The sequence below is a fragment of the Paenisporosarcina cavernae genome, from assembly GCF_003595195.1.
Taxonomy (GTDB): Bacteria; Bacillota; Bacilli; order Bacillales_A; family Planococcaceae; genus Paenisporosarcina; species Paenisporosarcina cavernae.
On record NZ_CP032418.1, the window covers coordinates 1,712,259 to 1,731,713 of the forward strand.

General features: G+C 39.0%; 24 protein-coding genes and 1 riboswitch. Of the genes, 5 read left to right on the forward strand and 19 right to left on the reverse strand.

Features of this window, described 5'->3' with window-relative positions:
- Positions 1 to 9: 9 nt before the first annotated feature.
- Positions 10 to 1,524, reverse strand: a complete 1,515-nt coding sequence (locus tag D3873_RS08735) for a leucyl aminopeptidase (protein WP_119883690.1) — start codon at positions 1,522 to 1,524, stop codon at positions 10 to 12.
- Positions 1,525 to 1,636: 112 nt separating this feature from the next.
- Between D3873_RS08735 and D3873_RS08740 the strand changes: the two genes are divergently transcribed.
- Positions 1,637 to 2,113, forward strand: coding sequence for a divergent PAP2 family protein (locus tag D3873_RS08740; RefSeq protein ID WP_119883691.1), 477 nt, complete (start codon positions 1,637 to 1,639; stop codon positions 2,111 to 2,113).
- A gap of 274 nt (positions 2,114 to 2,387) precedes the next feature.
- On the opposite strand, the gene D3873_RS08745 is transcribed toward D3873_RS08740, so the two are convergent.
- The 8 genes from D3873_RS08745 to D3873_RS08775 all read right to left on the reverse strand — a co-directional run bounded on the left by D3873_RS08745 (position 2,388) and on the right by D3873_RS08775 (position 8,447).
- Positions 2,388 to 2,717 carry a YuiB family protein gene (locus tag D3873_RS08745; protein WP_119883692.1) on the reverse strand — a complete coding sequence of 110 codons (330 nt, stop codon included), beginning with the start codon at positions 2,715 to 2,717 and terminating at the stop codon, positions 2,388 to 2,390.
- Positions 2,718 to 2,812: 95 nt separating this feature from the next.
- Positions 2,813 to 2,935, reverse strand: a complete 123-nt coding sequence (locus D3873_RS13390; RefSeq protein ID WP_162920172.1) for a YuiA family protein — start codon at positions 2,933 to 2,935, stop codon at positions 2,813 to 2,815.
- Between the two features lie 65 nt (positions 2,936 to 3,000).
- Entirely contained in the window at positions 3,001 to 3,492 is a 492-nt protein-coding gene (locus tag D3873_RS08750; protein ID WP_205536254.1) for an NUDIX domain-containing protein, read from the reverse strand.
- 94 nt (positions 3,493 to 3,586) lie between these two features.
- Positions 3,587 to 4,267, reverse strand: coding sequence for an ABC transporter ATP-binding protein (locus D3873_RS08755; protein ID WP_119883694.1), 681 nt, complete (start codon positions 4,265 to 4,267; stop codon positions 3,587 to 3,589).
- A 3-nt stretch (positions 4,268 to 4,270) separates the two neighbouring features.
- Positions 4,271 to 5,338, reverse strand: coding sequence for an ABC transporter permease (locus D3873_RS08760; RefSeq protein WP_119883695.1), 1,068 nt, complete (start codon positions 5,336 to 5,338; stop codon positions 4,271 to 4,273).
- A gap of 198 nt (positions 5,339 to 5,536) precedes the next feature.
- Entirely contained in the window at positions 5,537 to 6,751 is a 1,215-nt protein-coding gene (locus D3873_RS08765) for an NAD(P)/FAD-dependent oxidoreductase (protein ID WP_119883696.1), read from the reverse strand.
- A gap of 269 nt (positions 6,752 to 7,020) precedes the next feature.
- Positions 7,021 to 7,851, reverse strand: coding sequence for a cupin domain-containing protein (locus D3873_RS08770; protein ID WP_338014651.1), 831 nt, complete (start codon positions 7,849 to 7,851; stop codon positions 7,021 to 7,023).
- Between the two features lie 233 nt (positions 7,852 to 8,084).
- Positions 8,085 to 8,447, reverse strand: coding sequence for a HesB/IscA family protein (locus tag D3873_RS08775; protein WP_119883697.1), 363 nt, complete (start codon positions 8,445 to 8,447; stop codon positions 8,085 to 8,087).
- Between the two features lie 141 nt (positions 8,448 to 8,588).
- Here D3873_RS08775 and D3873_RS08780 point away from each other — a divergent pair, with 141 nt between their 5' ends.
- Positions 8,589 to 9,284: a DUF2225 domain-containing protein gene (locus D3873_RS08780; protein ID WP_119883698.1), complete on the forward strand. Its 696-nt coding sequence runs from the start codon at positions 8,589 to 8,591 to the stop codon at positions 9,282 to 9,284.
- 52 nt (positions 9,285 to 9,336) lie between these two features.
- Here the strand turns inward: D3873_RS08780 and D3873_RS08785 are convergent, their stop codons facing one another.
- Positions 9,337 to 9,573 carry a NifU family protein gene (locus D3873_RS08785; RefSeq protein WP_119883699.1) on the reverse strand — a complete coding sequence of 79 codons (237 nt, stop codon included), beginning with the start codon at positions 9,571 to 9,573 and terminating at the stop codon, positions 9,337 to 9,339.
- Between the two features lie 82 nt (positions 9,574 to 9,655).
- Between D3873_RS08785 and D3873_RS08790 the strand changes: the two genes are divergently transcribed.
- Positions 9,656 to 9,988 (forward strand): YuzD family protein, encoded by a 333-nt coding sequence (locus D3873_RS08790; protein WP_119883700.1) that lies wholly within the window; start codon positions 9,656 to 9,658, stop codon positions 9,986 to 9,988.
- 25 nt (positions 9,989 to 10,013) lie between these two features.
- Here the strand turns inward: D3873_RS08790 and D3873_RS08795 are convergent, their stop codons facing one another.
- Positions 10,014 to 11,081 carry an NAD(P)/FAD-dependent oxidoreductase gene (locus tag D3873_RS08795; protein WP_119883701.1) on the reverse strand — a complete coding sequence of 356 codons (1,068 nt, stop codon included), beginning with the start codon at positions 11,079 to 11,081 and terminating at the stop codon, positions 10,014 to 10,016.
- Between the two features lie 128 nt (positions 11,082 to 11,209).
- Here D3873_RS08795 and D3873_RS08800 point away from each other — a divergent pair, with 128 nt between their 5' ends.
- Complete coding sequence (locus tag D3873_RS08800) at positions 11,210 to 11,446, forward strand: YuzB family protein (protein ID WP_119883702.1); 237 nt, start codon at positions 11,210 to 11,212, stop codon at positions 11,444 to 11,446.
- 104 nt (positions 11,447 to 11,550) lie between these two features.
- On the opposite strand, the gene D3873_RS08805 is transcribed toward D3873_RS08800, so the two are convergent.
- Positions 11,551 to 12,327 (reverse strand): TIGR01457 family HAD-type hydrolase, encoded by a 777-nt coding sequence (locus D3873_RS08805; protein WP_119883703.1) that lies wholly within the window; start codon positions 12,325 to 12,327, stop codon positions 11,551 to 11,553.
- Positions 12,324 to 12,776: a DUF86 domain-containing protein gene (locus D3873_RS08810; RefSeq protein WP_119883704.1), complete on the reverse strand. Its 453-nt coding sequence runs from the start codon at positions 12,774 to 12,776 to the stop codon at positions 12,324 to 12,326. Before D3873_RS08810 ends, D3873_RS08805 begins: the two co-directional genes overlap by 4 nt.
- A gap of 76 nt (positions 12,777 to 12,852) precedes the next feature.
- Here D3873_RS08810 and D3873_RS08815 point away from each other — a divergent pair, with 76 nt between their 5' ends.
- Positions 12,853 to 13,119, forward strand: a complete 267-nt coding sequence (locus D3873_RS08815) for a DUF3055 domain-containing protein (RefSeq protein WP_119883705.1) — start codon at positions 12,853 to 12,855, stop codon at positions 13,117 to 13,119.
- Between the two features lie 58 nt (positions 13,120 to 13,177).
- Here the strand turns inward: D3873_RS08815 and D3873_RS08820 are convergent, their stop codons facing one another.
- From D3873_RS08820 to yunB, 6 genes are all read right to left on the reverse strand, one after another.
- Positions 13,178 to 13,510, reverse strand: a complete 333-nt coding sequence (locus D3873_RS08820; RefSeq protein WP_119883706.1) for a YutD family protein — start codon at positions 13,508 to 13,510, stop codon at positions 13,178 to 13,180.
- A gap of 15 nt (positions 13,511 to 13,525) precedes the next feature.
- Positions 13,526 to 14,449 (reverse strand): lipoyl synthase, encoded by a 924-nt coding sequence (gene lipA, locus D3873_RS08825; protein ID WP_119883707.1) that lies wholly within the window; start codon positions 14,447 to 14,449, stop codon positions 13,526 to 13,528.
- Positions 14,450 to 14,919: 470 nt separating this feature from the next.
- The gene (locus D3873_RS08830; protein ID WP_119883708.1) at positions 14,920 to 15,027 is read right to left on the reverse strand and encodes a methionine/alanine import family NSS transporter small subunit; all 108 of its coding nucleotides are present in this window, start codon (positions 15,025 to 15,027) and stop codon (positions 14,920 to 14,922) included.
- Positions 15,028 to 15,039: 12 nt separating this feature from the next.
- Positions 15,040 to 16,578, reverse strand: coding sequence for a sodium-dependent transporter (locus tag D3873_RS08835; protein ID WP_119883709.1), 1,539 nt, complete (start codon positions 16,576 to 16,578; stop codon positions 15,040 to 15,042).
- Between the two features lie 143 nt (positions 16,579 to 16,721).
- A complete protein-coding gene (locus D3873_RS08840) occupies positions 16,722 to 18,317 on the reverse strand; it encodes a Na+/H+ antiporter NhaC family protein (protein WP_119883710.1) in 1,596 nt (531 codons plus the stop codon).
- Between the two features lie 122 nt (positions 18,318 to 18,439).
- Positions 18,440 to 18,621, reverse strand: a riboswitch (Lysine riboswitch).
- Positions 18,622 to 18,671: 50 nt separating this feature from the next.
- Positions 18,672 to 19,430, reverse strand: coding sequence for a sporulation protein YunB (gene yunB / locus D3873_RS08845; RefSeq protein ID WP_238473761.1), 759 nt, complete (start codon positions 19,428 to 19,430; stop codon positions 18,672 to 18,674).
- Positions 19,431 to 19,455: the final 25 nt, after the last annotated feature.

Sequence of the window (19,455 nt, forward strand, 5' to 3'; positions counted from 1 at the left end):
TGTATTTACCTATTTTTCCTCAATTTCATTAATCGCCATACGTTCGATCAATGTAGCTAATGATCTCACCATGACTCCGGTACCGCCTTTTGGTCCTAAGTCATGTGCAGCGCTTGCGTCTGAAGTACCTGCGATATCTAAATGAATCCAAGGAGTATTTTCCACGAATTCACCTACAAACCCGCCACCGAAAATCATGTGGCCATCTCTACCCGGTGAGTTGTTTAGGTCTGCAACGTCACTCTTCCGAATTCGTTTTTTATCACTTTCTGTTAACGGCAATCTCCAAACAAATTCGCCCGTTTCCAATGCAGCTTCCATAAATGTTTCGAAAAATTCTTCATTGTTTGTTAAAGCACCTGTCTTGTCCATACCAAGTGCAACAATTACTCCACCTGTAAGAGTGGCAACATCTACGATATAATTTGCACCTTGTTGTTTCGCATACGTTACAGCATCAGCTAACACTAAACGGCCTTCTGCATCCGTATTTAATACTTCAATCGATTTACCGCTATAGGACACAATAACATCATCTGGTTTGAATGCATCTCCTGAAATCATGTTGTCTGTAGCCCCAATAACGGCCATGACATTTTTATTGGGACGAGTTTCGCCAATAATTTGCATTGCACCTAAAACAGCTGCAGCTCCTCCCATATCACCTTTCATCCCCACTAATCCGTCTTTCGGTTTAATGGAATATCCTCCAGTATCATACGTAACACCTTTTCCGACTAAGCCCACGACGTCGTCCCAATGCTCATTCGCACGATATTTAATAATAATCATTTTCGGTTCTTCTTTGGATCCTTTATTAACAGCTAAAATTGCTCCCATTCCGAGCTCTTCCATCTCAGCCTTACCTAGTTCTTCATAATCAAACTCGTATTTTTCCGCCAATTCTTTTGCATACTCCGCCATTTTCGTCGCAGTTAAAATATTAGAAGGCATATTCACGAGTGATCGAGCTTCATTCGTTGCATCACCGTAAATCGTTCCAATTTCTAAATACCCTGTAATTTCTTGCGAATCTGCTTCAGTTAAGACTTCCACATAATCTAAATAAGCATCAGCTGTGGTAGAAGCAGTTTTATAATGAGGAACTGTGTAACGACCTAACGATATCCCTTCGGTGAATAAGTAAGCAACATCTTCCACCTCTACATCCACTGCTTGAAACGAGTCGAGCCAGATGGCCATGTTTGATTTCTTTTCTGAAACTAATTCTTTTCCCACTTTCGCAAATGCAGCACGAAGTACATCCTCGTTCGTCTGTTTACGGTCGCCTAAACCTACATACCACACTTGTTGAAGTGTTCCTTCTTTTACAACAGGAACTTTTGTGATTTTCTTTTCATCAGTAGAGATAAAACCATTTTTCACCAATGCGGATACATTGTCATCAATGTTTGTTGAAAAAATTTCCCAATTTGTGGTGTTTTCAGGATTACGATACACCCCTACAACTAGTAAATCTGCTTGAATTTCTTGAAATGAAAGATCTTTAACCTCAATAGACATCTATAATTCCCCTTTCTTTATTCCTCTAGTATATCGAAAATTGTTACGCGAGTCGAAAGAAGATATGTGCTATAATTTGTTCATACTTAATTCGAAGAAATGAGGAAAAGATATGGAACTATTTGCGAATACACCTTTGTGGGCAGCACTGTTCGGAATATTTTTTGCTCAATTTGTGAAGATACCTATTTACTATTTAATCGGGGGAAAATGGGATTGGGATTTGTTTACCTCAACAGGTGGTATGCCAAGCTCTCACTCCGCAGCTGTGACAGCACTTACGACAGCAGTAGCTTTTGAAGAAGGAATTGGATCTACTTTGTTCGCTGTATCAGCAATCTTTGCTGTCATTGTCATGTTTGACGCGACGGGAGTAAGATTCCAAGCTGGACAACAAGCAATAATAATCAACCAACTTCGAAACGATTTTACCTCGTTTGTGAATCAATCGAAGGATTGGGCACACAAGAAAAATGAAGAGAAAATCGAAGAACTGAAGACGTTGCTCGGTCATAAACCAAGTGAGGTATTTATGGGAGCAATTACAGGTATTTTAATATCGGTCATATTGTATGTCTTTATCTTATAGCAATTTTACGTTCATCCTCCTAGGGTGGACGTTTTTTCATGGAAACATTTCCTTGAAGTTTAACTAAAGGATCTTGATTGACTCGTGAAATTAATGAAATCGCAGAGGTGGTGATTCGAATTGCACAGTTTTTGAATTGAACCGAGAATCTAACGCCTGCTTACGCATTTCTAATGCTCAGTTACGTAAAACAGTACTAACTATTTTCAACATCACTCATCGTGAATTACACAAAAAAACAGGATATGCTCGTGTTGAACATAACCTGCTACTATTAAAACATTTGATAGCCATTTTTCCGTAAGTATTTGATAACAAAACCTGCAATTATAGTTCCTAATAGACCAAACCCTAGAATTAAATAGTCTGCTACTTGCAAGTTTACTAGCTTCTCTCCTAGTGCTTGAAACGTGCTAGAAGGCTTTGCAAAGTAATCGAACATTGCTAAGTCGTCAATAACAAATAAAATAATAATGGGGTACGCGATTGCAACTGCCCAAGTCATTCGTAATAACATGTTAATTAAAAACGCTATTCCAAAAAACATCACTAAAAAAATGACGCTTGAAAGTACTAATTGTACTAGTGAAAAATTACCGTCCATTTGATATGTTCCCCTCTCGTTCCTGTAGATAGTTTACAGGAAAGAAGAGATGGGTTCAATGCTGGAAAACTTTGTTCAATACACTGTAACAATTCTTACTTCTTCCCGGTTCCTCGACAACACGTGCATGTCTCCGATCCTCCAAGTCGTAATTGAAAATACCCGTTCCCTTTACAATATGGACATTCTTTTTTGGCTACATGATTCATGCTGTTCATCTCCTAAGTAAATTTAATATTCTGATAATATAGCATGTACTTTCGGAAATGTAAATGCTTTTTGACTATTCAAAAAATAATTTATAGGAGGAGTAGCCAAATTGATTGCCAGGATGAATACCATCAATTGATGTAAGCCCTTGTTTTAATTCTTTTTCCACGAGGTGATGTACCATAACCGATACATTAGTTTCTCCCTTTAATTCTAGTGGAGATAGCCATGCAACTTCTTCAATCTCACGCGTTTGCGCAATCAATGGTTGATCTTGAGAAATGGGAACGGCTCGAAAAATGACCATATTATCACTAATAATCTCCTGAATGACACCTGTTCGAAATCCGATAATCGCATGAATGGAAATATCCACCCCTGTCTCCTCTTTTACTTCTCGTATGGCTGCTTCATCTACGGTTTCGTCATTCTCCACAAACCCTGCTGGGAATGACCATTTTCCTTTTAAGCCACCATATTTCTTTTTTACCATTAGCCATTCGTTGGCTTCATTTACAACTAATGCGGAAACGCCTAACCAAACATTAGGACGATCTTTTGGCATTTCCATCCCTCCTATCTAAAGCCGCTTTTCGGTGAAACAAAAAACTATAGACGAATTCTCCAAAAGAGAAATGGCTATAGTTTCAGGATGGCACTTACTCGTTCTTTTCTTGCAACTTGAGAGAGCCATCAGTCATTTTATATACTTTATCACAATAATCGATTAAACGAGTATCATGGGTAACAACAATTGTTGTGGTATTTTTGCTTTTCGTTTCTTTTTTCAATAGCTCCATTACTTCGTATGCACGATCGGAATCAAGTGAAGCTGTAGGTTCATCCGCAAGTAAGATGGAAGGATTACTATAAAGAGCTTTTGCTATCGCTGTACGTTGCCTTTCACCGCCCGATAAATCGCTAGGGTATTTATCTTTCAACTCTGCAATTCCTAAATCCTCATATAGTTCTTCTAATTGCTTTTGTGTCATATTGTCTTTTTTGACTTTCGCAATTAATCTCATTTGCTGGTCTACAGTAAGAAAGGGAACTAAATTAGACGACTGCAAGATAAATCCAATCTCACTTAAACGTATTTTCGAACGTTTCTTTTCGGACAGTGTGGTCATTTCGGTATCATTGATAAAAACTTTTCCTTTGGAAGGTGTTTGTAAGCCTCCTGCAATCGTAAGGAACGTACTTTTACCGGAACCAGATGGACCAATAACCGCAATTAGCTCCCCTTTTTCGGCAATAAAATCTGTTTCTTTTAAAGCATCTACTTTTTGACGTCCTTCACCAAACGTCTTAGCTACTCGTTTAAACTCTAAAACTGCCATTTGTCACCCTCCTATCGCTTTCAATGGATCTATTTTCACAATTGTCCAAACGGAGAATACTGCGCCTGCAATTGCAACCACGATTAAAATAGAACCGTAAATTAACATCGTTGGTATATCAAACGAAACGGGTACAGCAGCTGGTAAGAACTTACCAGTTAATAGAGTGAGTAAAAACCCTACAACTACCCCAATAATCGCGAGCAAGAATGTTTGTGCTACAACCGATTTAGCCAGATATCCGCTTGAAATACCCTGCGCTTTCATGACGCCAAACATACTAATCTTTTGCACAGTGAGGACATATAAAAAGATTGCTACGATAACTGATGAAATAATAAATAAGAAATAAATCATAAAGCTTAAAGTTAAACTTTGCTCTGTATAGCCCGGTAAACTTGTGATGAATTCTTCGATTTCCAATACTTCAAAATCGTCATCGCTCATCGTATTTTTAACCGATTCGTCTTTTATCACTACACCATTGATTTGATCTTCATTTTCGGAAGCCGCTTCTCCAAACTTCACTTGATTAAACGTCTTAAGATCGGTATACAATACTGGGGCTGCGTTAAATCTAGCGGAATCGGTAAAGCCAACAATTGTTAGCACTTCTTCTGAGGAAGAGAGTTCTAACTCATCGCCAATTTCGAACCCATCATCTTTTAGGGATTCCCCTGCAATCACTTCATTTTCAGATGCAAAGACTTCTCCACTAGTAGGTTCCGGCATAATAAACTCATCTTCATTAATCCCAAATATCGCCACATTGGCTTTCAAATCATTTGATGTCGCAATCGCATTTGTCATCGCGATGACGGCTTTTTCAGACGCGTCCACTTTATCCGCATCATCCAACGTCATAAATGATTGAGGCAAATTTTTGTCAGACTCTTGTGTTAACACAATACCTGAAGCTTCCCATTTATCCACTGCTTCGCGATTTAAATTTTCTAAGCCAGTCGCTAATCCAGATAAAAAGAACACAAGATACGCTACCAACATTAACACGCCTGTGATTAAACTAAATCGCAGCTTATTTCGCTTAATCTCGCTCCATGCTAAAAACATCGTTCCACTCCCTTTTCTCTCTCTAGTCTACTTCAAGTATCTCATATAGATGAGAGAATTTCTTTTTTAAGGTTATGTGGAATATGCTGTCAACGAGTTTTTACTAGAGAATCTCTTTCAAGCAAATTTTAATTTCATACCGCTTCATTTTTGAGGAATAAAAAAATCTACTTCCCTTTCAGAAAGTAGACTCGAATTTTATAGCAAATTAAATTTTCCTTTTTTCACGACTAATGATGGACCACCTAGCATGAATAACGCACGATTGTCGACCATTTTTTTCATGAAGGATGCTTTCGCACCTGTCACTTTTTTGCCAAAAACAACACCAATCGCATCGTCTTCACCAAGTGAACAGACACTACCTTTTAGATCTGGAACAAATGTCTGAGTATCTGTTCCATTAACAAGTGCGATTAGATTTTTCGCAATCGTTTCCCCTTGTTGCATTGCAATTTGTGCAGTTGGAGGATATGGACGATTAATTTCTTCGTTAATTAAAAGCGCACAGTCTCCCACGATGAAGACATCTGGATATCCAGGAGCACGCATATCTGGTTCTACTTTCACTCGAGCACGCATGTTTTCAATCGATGTAGCTTCAATCAGACGGTTTCCACGAACTCCTGCAGCCCATACTACTGTACCTGCTTTGATGAATTCAAATTCTTCTTCGCCTTTTTTAATTTTCACACCTTCTGGAGTCGCTTCCACAACTGGTGTTCCAATAGAGAATTCAATTCCTTTTGATTGTAAATGACCTACAGCGTAATCGACTAACTCTGGGTCAAATCCTGGTAATACCATTGGTGCAGCTTCTACGCAAACCACACGAACTTTCTCTTGAGGAACATCAAATTCTTTACACAATTCCGGTACACGATTTCCTAGTTCACCTAAGAACTCGATACCTGTAAAGCCAGCTCCACCAACAACGATTGTTAGACGGCTATCATCTTTTTCTTCTTCCATTGACCAAGTGGCAAATTGGTACTCGATGTGTTCCCGAATTTGACGAGCAGCTTTTACGTTAGCAATCGAGAACGCATATTTATCTAAACCAGTTATTCCGAAAGTTTCACCTTCGAATCCAAGTCCAATAACTAAATAATCGTATGAGAATACGCCGTTATTTGTTGTTACTGTTTTTCCGTCTACATCAATTCCCTCAACAGTTGCTTGAACGAATTTAACTTTATTTTCATTAATTACATCTTTAATATCATAACGAACTTGATCAGGACGTAGTGTTCCTGCAGAAGCCTCATGTAACCAAGTTGATTCATAGTGATATGAGTTTTGGTTAATTAATGTAATATCTGCAAAATCGGAACCAATGTTCTTTTGTAAGTTTACTACCGTTGATAAGCCACCGTATCCGGCACCTAATACTAATATTGTCGGTCTTTTCACGAAGATCGCAACCACCTTTAGTGTATTTTTTCACCTTGCATTATATGATAGACTTTTTACTACTTTATTTCAATAGATTGTTGTCAAGTGTAAAAGGTTTGAATTTACAGAAAAAAGACTAGCCGAGACTAGCCCTTTCAAAAAGGTGCTGAAATTCATTTTCAGGTGTATTGTTACGAAAAAATCAGACAATTAATCTACGTTAAGAGAATGTGGAGACGCCATTTTCATACGTTTTGAAAACGAATCAGAGAGCTCATTTGCACATTCTACATGTTTTTACTTTGTTGAAGTAATTTTGATTCTCCTGTTTTTTCCCATTGTTCAACGGTTTCGTATGCTACTTCAGGAGAATACCCTTTACCAACAAGAACTCCCATGAGAATAAATTCTTGAAGAAGATGAAGTGAATTTATTCCCTTTTTTACATCCTCCAATCCTTCTTCTACTAAAAATTCGGTGTGCATAATCCACTCATCAGGAGTTTTCCCATCAATCATCGGGATTCCCTGTTGCATCTCCATTTCTGAAGCATATTCTCCATCCTGTTTTGTTACATGCACGGTCCCAAATGGGTGGTTTGGTGGCGCATAAATAGAAGAAACTTTTAACGGATACGGTCCTGTATTCATGATATTATGCCAAGTTCCCGCGGGAATGATGATGGCATCACCTTGCATAACAGCTTGGGAATAAGTCAGCGCATCTTGATTTTGTCCAATAAACACAGCACCTTGACCTTCTTCTATGCGAATAAATTGGTCCAAATTAGAATGCATTTCTTTACCTATTTCCTCGCAGGGAGGCACACACATAAGTGTGAGTTGTAAATGTTTCCCTGTCCAAATAGAAGTTCTAAATGTTCGATTCATATGAGCGGCTTCTTCTATATTGAAGACAAACGGTTGGGGTCCATAATCAGTCGGGTAGCTAGTTTGCTCGGGTATGTGGCAATAACAAGGAGGAATTTGGTACGAAGAAGCAGTTTGAGTAGGAGGGAGTTGATGTTGCATCGGCATCGTATTAGAAATTTGTGAGGGAATCGAAAACATTGGAGATACGTAACGGATAACAATCAGTCCTTTCAGTTCGTATACCATATCGTATTCTTTTCGTATGTGAAAGGTTATTCTCAGTTGTCTCAGTGGAGAATTTTTCATGAAGATTCGTGTCATTTTCTTGAATACAACAGTAAAAAAAAATCCTACTAATTCTTGGAGATGAGAAATCATCTGTCGAATTAGTAGGATCAAAAGTTCCTTTTCCTCGTTCTCATATGACGAAACAATTGGAGGACATTTTAAGCACGACATATCGACTGACGAACAAATCGTTAACAGTTCTCTGGAGTCCCCACTTTAGTAGCCGTACGGAAAGAAGACCCACAGCCACATGATGCAATTGCATTTGGATTATTAATCGTAAATCCACCGCCCATTAACGATTGTTTATAATCAATTTCAGTACCATTTAAAATTGGTGCATCATCTTTCGATACGACGATTGTGATGCCATGTTGAGAAAGCGTGACATCTTGCTGCTCAATTTCGTGTGTAAATCCCATTCCATAGGAAAGTCCACTGCACCCTCCACCATGAACAGCCACCCGTAAAAAGGCATTCTCTTCTTCATTTTCACGCATCATTTCTTTTACATGAAAAGCTGCTGCTTCCGTTAAAATAACAGTTTCAGTCATTACGTACACCTCTCTTCTTCTTTATTTTATCAAGAAAACAGAAATGAATACAATATTCTGCACTCAACAATTCATACGACAAATGACTTAAAATAGTGTAAGATAACTAGTAAGAAAGAAACAAGACTAGGTGGGATGAAAATGGAATTGAGTCCTTTTTATACAAAACAAATCGAATGTTTACACTGCAAAGAGAAATTTGAGATTACGAAGATCCGAAGTAAATTTGTGAAAGTTGACCATCAGGAGACGGACTTTCAACCAATCTATGCAAATCCTGAAGTAAATCCAATCCTTTACAATGCTTTTGTGTGTGAACATTGCGGTTTTGCATTTACAGAAGATTTCACCAAGTATTTTGCCCCTGGCGTAAAAGATGAAATTAAGGAGAAGATTTCCTCTAAATGGATTCCACGCTCATTAGGTGGAGAACGTAATCGCACGGAAGCGATTACTGCATATAAACTTGCTATCTTAAGCGGCACGTTAAAACACGAAAAACATGTAACATTAGCTGGTCTTTCCATGCGTACAGCTTGGATCTATCGTTTGGAAGAGGATACAGAACAAGAATTGCGATTTGTCACACTAGCACGTAATTCATATGAAGAATCGTATTCGAATGAAGATTATGCCGGAACACAAATGTCCGAAGTGCGTGTCCTTTACATGATTGCCGAATTATCAAGAAGAATTGGCGATCGAGAAAAAGCGACTCGATTCTTTTCACGAGTAATCGAAAAACAAAAGTCTACGGTTGAACCAAAATTGATTGAAATGGCTAAAGATCGTTGGCAAGAAATGCGAGAAGAAAAAGAAAAAGGAATCGTTTCTTAACGAAAGAAAAAAATGCCACTGTCTTATGACAATGGCATTTTACATTCATTCATTAAAATACTTGTTCAACTTCCACTACTCCTGGTACTTCTTCTAATAAAGCACGTTCAATACCAGCCTTTAATGTAATGGTCGAACTTGGACAACTTCCACATGCTCCAAGAAGTCGTAATTTTACAATACCATCTTCCACATCAACAAGTTCGCAATCTCCACCATCGCGGAGTAAGAATGGACGTAATTTATCTAAAACTTCCTGAACAGATTCCATCATTGGTGTTTCAGTCATATCTATCGACTCCTTTCCTTATAATCATTATAATGTGATAAAGGAAAAAAATCCATTAGTTAATCGTAGGAGGTAAGAAAGAATGGCTGAAAAAAATGTGCACATTGAAATTTATGGAACGGAAATAGTATGCGCTAGCTGTGTTAATGCTCCATCTTCCATCGATACATACGAGTGGTTACAAGCTGCGATAACAAGAAAATATCCAGACCAATCTTTCACGATTGACTATATCGATATTGAACAGCCAATTGAGAATGATCGACAAAAAGATTGGGCTCAAAAAGTTCAAGAAGATGAATATTTCTATCCATTAGTATTAGTGGAAAATGAAGTAATTGGAGAAGGATATATTCAGTTGAAACCAGTTTACGCTTCGCTTGAAGCGCATGGATTTATTCCTAAAAATGACTAAAAACGCCGATTTCTCGGCGTTTTTTTCATCCATTATGCCATTTATACATCCATAGAACGCCTGATTTTAACAATCGAGCAATTCTTCCTGTAACCGTGCGATCTGCTAAATAAGCAAATCCTTGCTTTTTCCCTAAGGAACCTAAGAATCCTTTTAACTTAATCTCTGGCAAAGTCTCAGGTAATTCTTTCCCTTTCCACTTTGCAGTCAACACCTGAACAATTTGTTCTGCTTGGAACTCTGCTAACTGTGCACTTGGAGCGTAAGGTAGTGCTGCACAATCTCCCACGACATACACATGCTCGTCCGTTGGTAAATGATGATGAGGAGCTAATACTACTCGACCAATGGAGTCTGTATCCCCACCTAAATCACGCACTGGTTTCACAGGTTGAATACCTGCCGTCCACACAACTGCATCAACTGGGATTGTTTCTTCGTGATTATACAGCATATGAGGTTCCACTTTTGTGATGTTGGAACTGCTCACAACTTCGACATTATGTGTATCAAACCACTTTTTCACAAAGTTACTTAAACGCTCAGGGAAATCACGTAAAATACGAGGACTGCGGTCAAATAGCTTGATGGTTAAATCAGAACGAGATTCACGTAATTCACTCGCAAGTTCAATCCCCGACAACCCTGCCCCTACAATCCCAACTACCGATCCAGAAGGTAAACCGCATAACGTTTTGTATGTCTCACGTGATTTACGGATTGTCTGAATGCTGTAGGTATGTTCATCCGCTCCTGGTACTCCGTGATATTTATCCTCGCAACCAAGTCCAATGACTAAATCATCGTAAGAGATAGCTTCTCCGTTTTCCAGAACAACTTGCTTATTCTCTCGATCAATCGTAGACACTTCTCCACTGACTAATTTTAAGCGATCGTGTTCTGGGAATGAAACACGAACTTCTTGATCTGAAATCGTCCCTGCTGCTAACGCATAAAATTCTGTTTTCAAACTATGAAACGGTATTCGGTCGATTAATGTTATTTCTACATCATCTGGTAAATTGGAAGGTAACAAACGCAATAACACACGCATATTGCCGTACCCTCCACCTAAAAGTACTAATTTTTTCATCGTAAAACTCCTTTAAACGTCTAACTATCCTTCATTAAGTATAAGCCATTGCAAATTGATACACAACAAGCCTCTAACATTGACTAGTCCTCACTTTTAGAGTAGGATTTTGGCGAGAGGTGAAAACCATGAATCCAATGGTTGAATTTTGTATAAGTAATATCGCGAATGGTTCGCAAGAAGCGTTTGAAAAGCTCGAGCGAGACCCCAATTTAGATGTTTTAGAGTATGGTTGTTTAAGCTATTGCACCATCTGCTCTGAATCTCTCTTCGCCGTTGTTAATGGTGATATCGTGCGTGGAGAAACTCCAGACGAATTAGTGGAAAACATTTATCGTCATATAGAAGAAAATCCTTTATTTTAAAGCACAGAGTCTGTGCTTTTTCTATTTGAATAAAAAGCGTACATTTGCTCGAGAACTCAAGCTAACTAAACTACTATGCTTTATTCATTCCCTTCAAATGCAAATTAATGAGAAAGTTCTAAAGTCCACTCCCGTAAGTTTTCCAGCAAATACGTAGGCTTTAGATCCTTTTCCTGCACTTCCACCGTACTACTCACTCCAGTATTCACATGCACGGTATCAATCCCAAAATGAATGCCTGCAAGAATATCTGTATCGTAATTATCACCTACGATAACCATGTCCTCTTTTGCAAAATCATGCATCGCTTGAATCATTTCTAGCATATACCCAAATGGTTTTCCAATAATAGTGGGTTCCACTCCAGTAGCATGCTCTATTACCTTTGCTAATGCACCATTACCCGGATACATACCTACTTCAGTCGGAAATTTTTTATCGCCATTTGTCACCACAAATTCCCTATGACGAGCAACTTCTAGACAACCTTGCGCAAGTTTGTCGTAGTTGAGCTCACGATCTAGTCCCATGACAACAACGTCGCTATTTTCTTTGACAATCGATACGTGAGCGGCTTGAAGTGCGTGCTGCACCCCTTCTCCTCCTATCGCAAAGACTTGCTGATTAGGATACCGAGTTTTCACATAGTACGCAGTTGCTAAAGCGGAAGACACCACATGCTCCTCGTCTGTTTTTATTCCAAAAGAATGCAGTTTCTCGACGAGCTGTGTAGGCGTTTTGGACGCATTATTCGTGATGAAAAATGGTTGTATACCTTGTGACTGAAGAGACCGGACAAATTCCGCTGCAAAAGGAACTACGTCCGTTCCTCTATACATCGTCCCATCTAAATCAAGGCAAACACACGGATACATTTTCATGATTCTTTCTCCGGTAAAAAAGCAGAAACCGGTCCAAGCTCATTTTTTAAATAGGTGGAGACAGCGGGTGAAAAACGTTCCACTGCTTGTAAATGCTTTTGCCAGAGATCCTGAAGCTGTTGGTGATCTACTTTCACGAAATTGCGAACAAGTTCTTTTCGCATGGAAAAGACTTCCACTAATTGTTGTTGGTCTTCCGTCTCAATGACGTTTTCATCCAATAAGATATCGAGAATGTCTTCATAACTTCCAGGATCACGCATGATAAATCCATCAATGATAGAATTTCCTACATCAATCATGCTTTCAATAGAAGATTGAACAATTCGTTCTAGCGATAATTTATCGAGTTCATTAGTCGTCCAGTCGGATTTTTCTTTTGAAAGTGCCGTTAATTTTTCTAAGTATGTTAAGGTTTCCGTAATTTTGTTTCGATCAATAAAGTACATTAGTATCCCTCACTTGTTGCTCCTATTTTCCTTTCTATAGTACCATAATTAAGAACAGCGGAAGGAGAATTACCTAATGGAACGATTTTTTCTATATGATGATGTAGAAGATACAAAAACACGATTTGTTTGTTTTACGGGAGAATCGCAACGATACGATCTTGCAATTATGCAAAGCAGCCGTTTTTTTGGAAAGGTCTTAGTAATGGATATACAGTTTGGGCGATTCGGGATCATCGGACCAGATGATGTAGAAGAAGAAGGTTATCTAGAACAAGTGTACAATCGAAGTGAAGAAGAAGCATCGGAGCTTCGTGAATATCTTCGCGAATTACTAGGATAAGAAAATCCCCATTCAAGACACTGTCGAAAAACGTGTCGCTGAAATGGGGATTTTTGTTTTATTCTTCTAGTGCTGGTGTTTCTTCTGATGCTTTCATATCGGGTTCTGGTTGAGGTGCCGCTTCTCCTTTTTTAAGGATAAAATAAGCACAGCCAAAGTTACAATATTCATACAAATAATCTTGAAAAGTACTAAATTTTGTATCATACGTTGCTTTATGGTTCGAATCATCATAAAACCCCTTTAAACGTAACTGGCCATATCCCCAGTCACCCACGATATAATCATACTTTCGTAAAATATCACTATACCGCTCAGCAATTGCTTCTTCTTTGACTGCATCACGATAATTTTCTAATACGTCATAATATGTCTGATCAAGTATTATCAATCGGATCTCTCCTACCTAGTTAGAAGAAAGAGCTAATTGCTCATCACCTAAGCGTTGTTTTTCTTTTGCCGCAGCATTTACTTGCTCGTCTGCGTGATAACTGCTTCGAACTAGCGGGCCAGCTTCACAATGAGAGAAACCTTTAGACATCGCTATTTTACGAAGCTCTCCAAATTCCATTGGTGAATAATATTTTTGAACCGCAAGATGTTTTTTTGTTGGTTGTAAGTATTGACCAATTGTCATAATGTCAACGTGGTTTGCACGTAAATCATCCATTACTTCAATGATTTCCTCATGCGTTTCACCCAAACCTACCATCAACGAAGACTTTGTAGGAATTTCAGGTTGCATTTCTTTCGCTCTTCTTAAAAACTCTAGAGAACGATCATATTTCGCACGCGCACGAACTCTCGGCGTTAAACGACGAACTGTTTCGATATTATGATTTAAAATATCTGGTTTTGCATCCATCAATGCACGCAGGTTTTCCTCTACGCCACCCATATCAGAAGGTAACACTTCAATGGTTGTGAACGGATTTTTCCGACGAATCGCGCGAACTGTCTCCGCAAATACAGCAGAACCTCCATCTTTTAAATCATCTCGAGCAACTGCTGTTACAACAGCATGCTTTAAGTTCATCATCACAACAGAATCCGCTACACGTTCTGGTTCTGCTAAATCTAACTCATTCGGTAACCCTGTTTTCACCGCGCAAAAACGGCAAGCACGGGTACAAACTGCCCCTAAAATCATAAACGTAGCAGTACGACGAGTACCCCAACATTCATGTATATTCGGACAGCGTGCTTCCTCACACACAGTATGTAAATTATTCTCACGCATCATTTTCTTCAGACCCGTGTAATTCTCATTCGTATTCAATTTTATTTTTAACCAAGAAGGTTTTCGAAGTGGTGGTTGTTTCGTTGTCATTTAGTACGTCCCCTATCTGACGAGTATTGAAAGGTAAACTCTCTTCAACAATGTATCATAATTTCCTACTCCCTCACAACCTAACAGAGATTTTCGTCCCAACGAATGTGCTTCTAATGCGAATAAAATCCACAAGACTAAATAATCTATCATATTTGATTGGGTTGTTGTGGATCGAGTAAAATCACGGAGAATCACTTGATTGCTTCTGAAAATCTGTTTTCTTTCCTCAATCGCACATAATTTCCCTGAATCGAACAAGATTCCGTTTAAATGGCACAAACTATGCGTACTTGTAACTAGAATAAGATGACTGAATGACACTAATATGTAATTTACCTTATCTATTTGCTCTTTCTATTCGGTAGATTTTCGACTTGGGCGAAAATCCCTTTATTTAACTACTGGCCCTACTTACTAGTCATTATATAAATCGAAAAAGCGCCCACTAAGTGGACGCTTCTTAACTTTTAGGAAGCTTTTTTACTTTTAGATACTGCATTCATGATACTTGCAGCGAGTCCGCCCCAAATAATCACGATGCCGACAATCATCATTATAATTGCACCTGTTGACATGGTTAGAACCCCCTATTCTTCATCGGCATGGTGATAGCTTTCAAGAGCAACACCATTCCATTTAATTGCAGTAAAGACGAACGATAAGATAAGTGCTCCAGCTGCTACGAACCATCCAGTATATAAGATGAATGAGTCTGAATAGCCTTCGTAGTTACCTTTTGTTCCATCCCCTAATTCGTGCAGTCCAAGTATATTAATTTTCAGCAAACCAAACATCATATAACCAAGTACAAGTGGAGTGACAAAGCTTAAGAAAATTTTCCACCATGCGCCAAGACGAATGTCGGAGATTGCATTTGCATGCTCTTCCAAAACACCAGCTTTGCGTAATACCCAAACTACGAACACTACTTCGACTAAGCCAACTGCAGCGACACCGAATTGGTTAATGAAGTAATCTGCTACGTCTAGGAAGAATAATCCGCCTTGTGTTGCAAACAACAATGAAATAATTGCTGCTAAACCAACACCAAACGTAATTGATTTGTTACGAGAAATTCCGAATTTTTCAGAAAACCCAGCAACATATGTTTCACAGATAGAGATTAGAGAAGTTAATCCTGCTAAAACTAATGAGAGGAAGAAAAGCACTCCGAAAAGTCCATTCATTCCTGGGAACTCATTAATAATCGCTGGGAACACCACGAAAGCAAGACCAACACCAGCGGAAGCAACATCACTTACCGCCACACCTTGCTGTGCTGCCATGAATCCTAATGCAGAGAATACACCGATACCAGCTAACAATTCAAACCCAGAGTTTGCAAACCCTGTGATAAATGCATTGTTTGTAATATCTGCTTTTTTCGGTAAATAACTAGAATACGTAATCATGATCGCAAATGCAACAGATAAACTGAAGAAAATATGACCATATGCTGCTACCCATACTTTTGGATCCTTCAGTGCATCGAAGTTAGGTGCAAAGAAAGCATCTAGCCCCATCATTGCTCCGTCTAATGTTAAAGCGCGGATAACAATAACGAGGAAAATAACAACTAATGTCGGAATGAAAATGCGGTTTGCGAGCTCGATCCCACGTTTTACACCAGCTACTAAAATACCAATTGCAATAATCCAAACTAAAATAAGAGGAATTAATACGCCAGGGACTAATCCTCCAGTTTCACCCGGAGTTACATCTAACTTCAGGAATTCTCCAAATAAGAACCCTTCCGTATCATCACCCCAAGATAAATTCATCGCGAAAACTGTGTAACGCATTGCCCAGGCAATAATCACCGCGTAGTAAGTGGAAATAACGAATGCGACGAACATTCCCCACCAACCTAGCCATTCTGCTTTCTTACCACCCATACGGAAGAAAGAAAGTGGAGCTGAACCTCTGTACTTATGACCCATGGTGAATTCTAGAATAAGAATTGGAATACCTGCAGTTAAAAGAGCGAATAAGTACGGGATAAAGAAAGCTCCTCCACCATTTTCATAAGCAACATAAGGAAAACGCCAGATGTTACCTAGTCCTACCGCGGATCCTACAGCTGCCAAGATAAACCCGGCACGGGATCCCCATTGAGAACGTTCCATTATTTCTCCCCCTTTGTTATACTTTTCAGATTATTGAATAATCTATCCAAAGTATACTATAGCAATCTTACAGAGGAAAGAAGTTTTTTTAAGATTGTGTATTTTTTCAATAAATAAAAAAAGAGAGCCTAAGCCCTCTCATTTCACGCATTTTGTTCTTCTTTCACTGCCTGCACATTATTTTTCCCTTGTGTGCCCCAGATAAAAAATAGTATGACAAGGATAACAATTACACCAACTAGTCCTAACCATATGGAACCAGTTAATCCTAAGATTAAATACCCTGCTCCAGCAATTGCGGCACTGATTAATGCATATGGCAATTGTGTCGCGACATGATCGATATGGTTACAGCCTGCTCCAGTAGAAGATAAGATTGTCGTATCGGAAATTGGCGAACAATGATCTCCAAAAACAGACCCCGCTAAAACAGCTGCAAGCGCTGGCAATAAAAGTTCCGGCTCTGAATTGATCATAATAGTTCCAGCAATCGGAAGTAAGATACCAAATGATCCCCAAGATGTACCTGTTGCAAATGCCATCCCACCTGCTAAAACAAACAACAATACTGGGATAAGTCCAACTGGAATGTTTGCTTTTTCGACGAAAGCGGCTAAGTACTCGCCCGTTCCTAAGTCAGCAATAATGAACGTTAATGACCAAGCAAACAATAAGATAAGTACTGCCGGAATCATGGATTGTACCCCGCTCCAAATCCCTTTTGCCACAAATTTCGTTTCCGCATGGTCATGACGTGGAATTTGAATTGCATATAAAAGCATCGACATTACGGATCCTGCAATTCCTCCTATTAGGAGAGATTTAGGAACATCCGTATTCTCAAATATAGACCATAATGTAACGTCCACATTTCCTGCCAGTGCATTTTGAGAACCTGTCCACATCATCATTCCGATAGTGACGACAACAAGTGTAACGATCGGTAAGATTAAATCACGTACTTTGCCGTGGCGGTGTACAGGGAATTCTTCTTTTAATTGTCCCGGAATATCTTTTTCAGGATCGTACACTTCACCTGTTGCTACTGCGCGCATTTCATGTTTTTTCATTTCCAATAAATCAAAATCGGTAACTGCGACGAAAAACACAATTGCGAGTGCTGCGATGACATAAAAATTCATCGGTGCCATTAATACAAACGCGCTGAGCGGCGAGAGCGTAATGGCCGTTTGAGTCGCTAAAATTGTCCCAATAAGTCCGATTAAATATGCTCCCCACGAAGATACTGGAGATACGACACAAACTGGTGCAGAAGTAGAGTCAATAAAGTACGCTAATTTTGCCCGAGAAATTTTATGGTGATCTGTAATAGGTCGCGCGATTTGTCCGACCGCTAACGCATTAAAATAGTCATCAATGAAGATAACAATTCCTAACACTGCAGTAAGTAACCTTGCCCCACGTCGAGTTTGAATACGTTTAACCGCCCATTCAGCGAAAGCACGACTACCTCCTGAAAGACTTACAAATGCTGTGATAACTCCTAGTAAAAGTAAAAACAAAATAATAAAAACGTTGTATGCATTAAATCCGTCATCCCAAAATGTTACTTTAAATGAATTCCACACTGTGAGAAACGAATCGACTGGTGCAAAGCTATGTGTTAACAATGCCCCTAAAATGATTCCCACTCCTAATGATAGTAAAACTTTCCTTGTGATTAAAACCAGCGCAATCGCGATGATTGGTGGCAAAATCGACCATATTGTACCTGACATTTTTTCTCCTCCTTTAGTTGATTTATACCGAGGTGAACACAAAAAAGCTGGCTCTTTCATTCTACGAATGAGAAGAAGCCAGCTCTACAAGTTGCGAATAGTATTCAAACGAGTACCTACCCACGATTTGTAGCTCACCAATTCATAGCGTCCTATGAATTGACAGTGTTATTCCTATTTGGAATAACCCCAAGTTGAAAATGATTGACGCATTTTCACTTTCGGCAAAGCTTCCTTTTGCATACGGTCTAAGTTGTCATCCTCGCGTATGGTACTCATAAGCCATGCGGCCTCTACCTATCGATATTTTAATCTTTACTAGAGTATCAATTTTTTGCATATGGTGCAATAGTTTTACTCGTTTTTTTGTATGGGAACTTCAATCGATGGTTGCACACCATCTCCACGGTTGAAAATCTGAGGAACTTGACCTTGAATCAGACCGAGAGCAACTGGTATTTTTTGCTCTAATGTTTTCACTGAAGTTGCCATCGGAACGATGATCTGCACATTCACTTTCAACACAATGTTAACCTCTACAAATGCATTGTTTATCCCAAATTCCCGTATGGTGGAATCTACTTTAGATTCGACGTTTCCGACAACATGGAATCGAATAGGAACTTTCGGCCCGATATTCCCTAGTAAAGGTAAGTTTGCCGCTTGCCCAAGGGGAACGAAAAATACAATTCCCCCATCTTGCTCCATCGACTGCTGGTCATATTCTACATCGGTCAAATACGGTAAATAATCCATATTCCCTTTTTCTGCTTGTTCTAAATGGGTTTGTACGATTTTTGCGGTATCTGACTGCACACGATTAATAATTTCGGTATTAAATTTAGTAGTCATCATATTTGATTGTTCAGAAGGAACATGTTCAATAATATCGTTCACATCTAGTACATTCGAAATTCGGTCGTTAATAGCTTTACTAATCACGTGTGCGGCAATTTTGGATGTTTGAATTTCCGCATACTGCAAGTAAGTAGGTGTTAATCGATGGTTAATCCAAACGAACAACAAGGCAACACTAAGGAGAAATGAAACAACTAAAAAGGCAAAACGAGTCTTTAGAGGTTGTTTAAAACTTCTTCTTGATCGAACAAACAAAAAAATCCCCTCTCTATAAATGTAG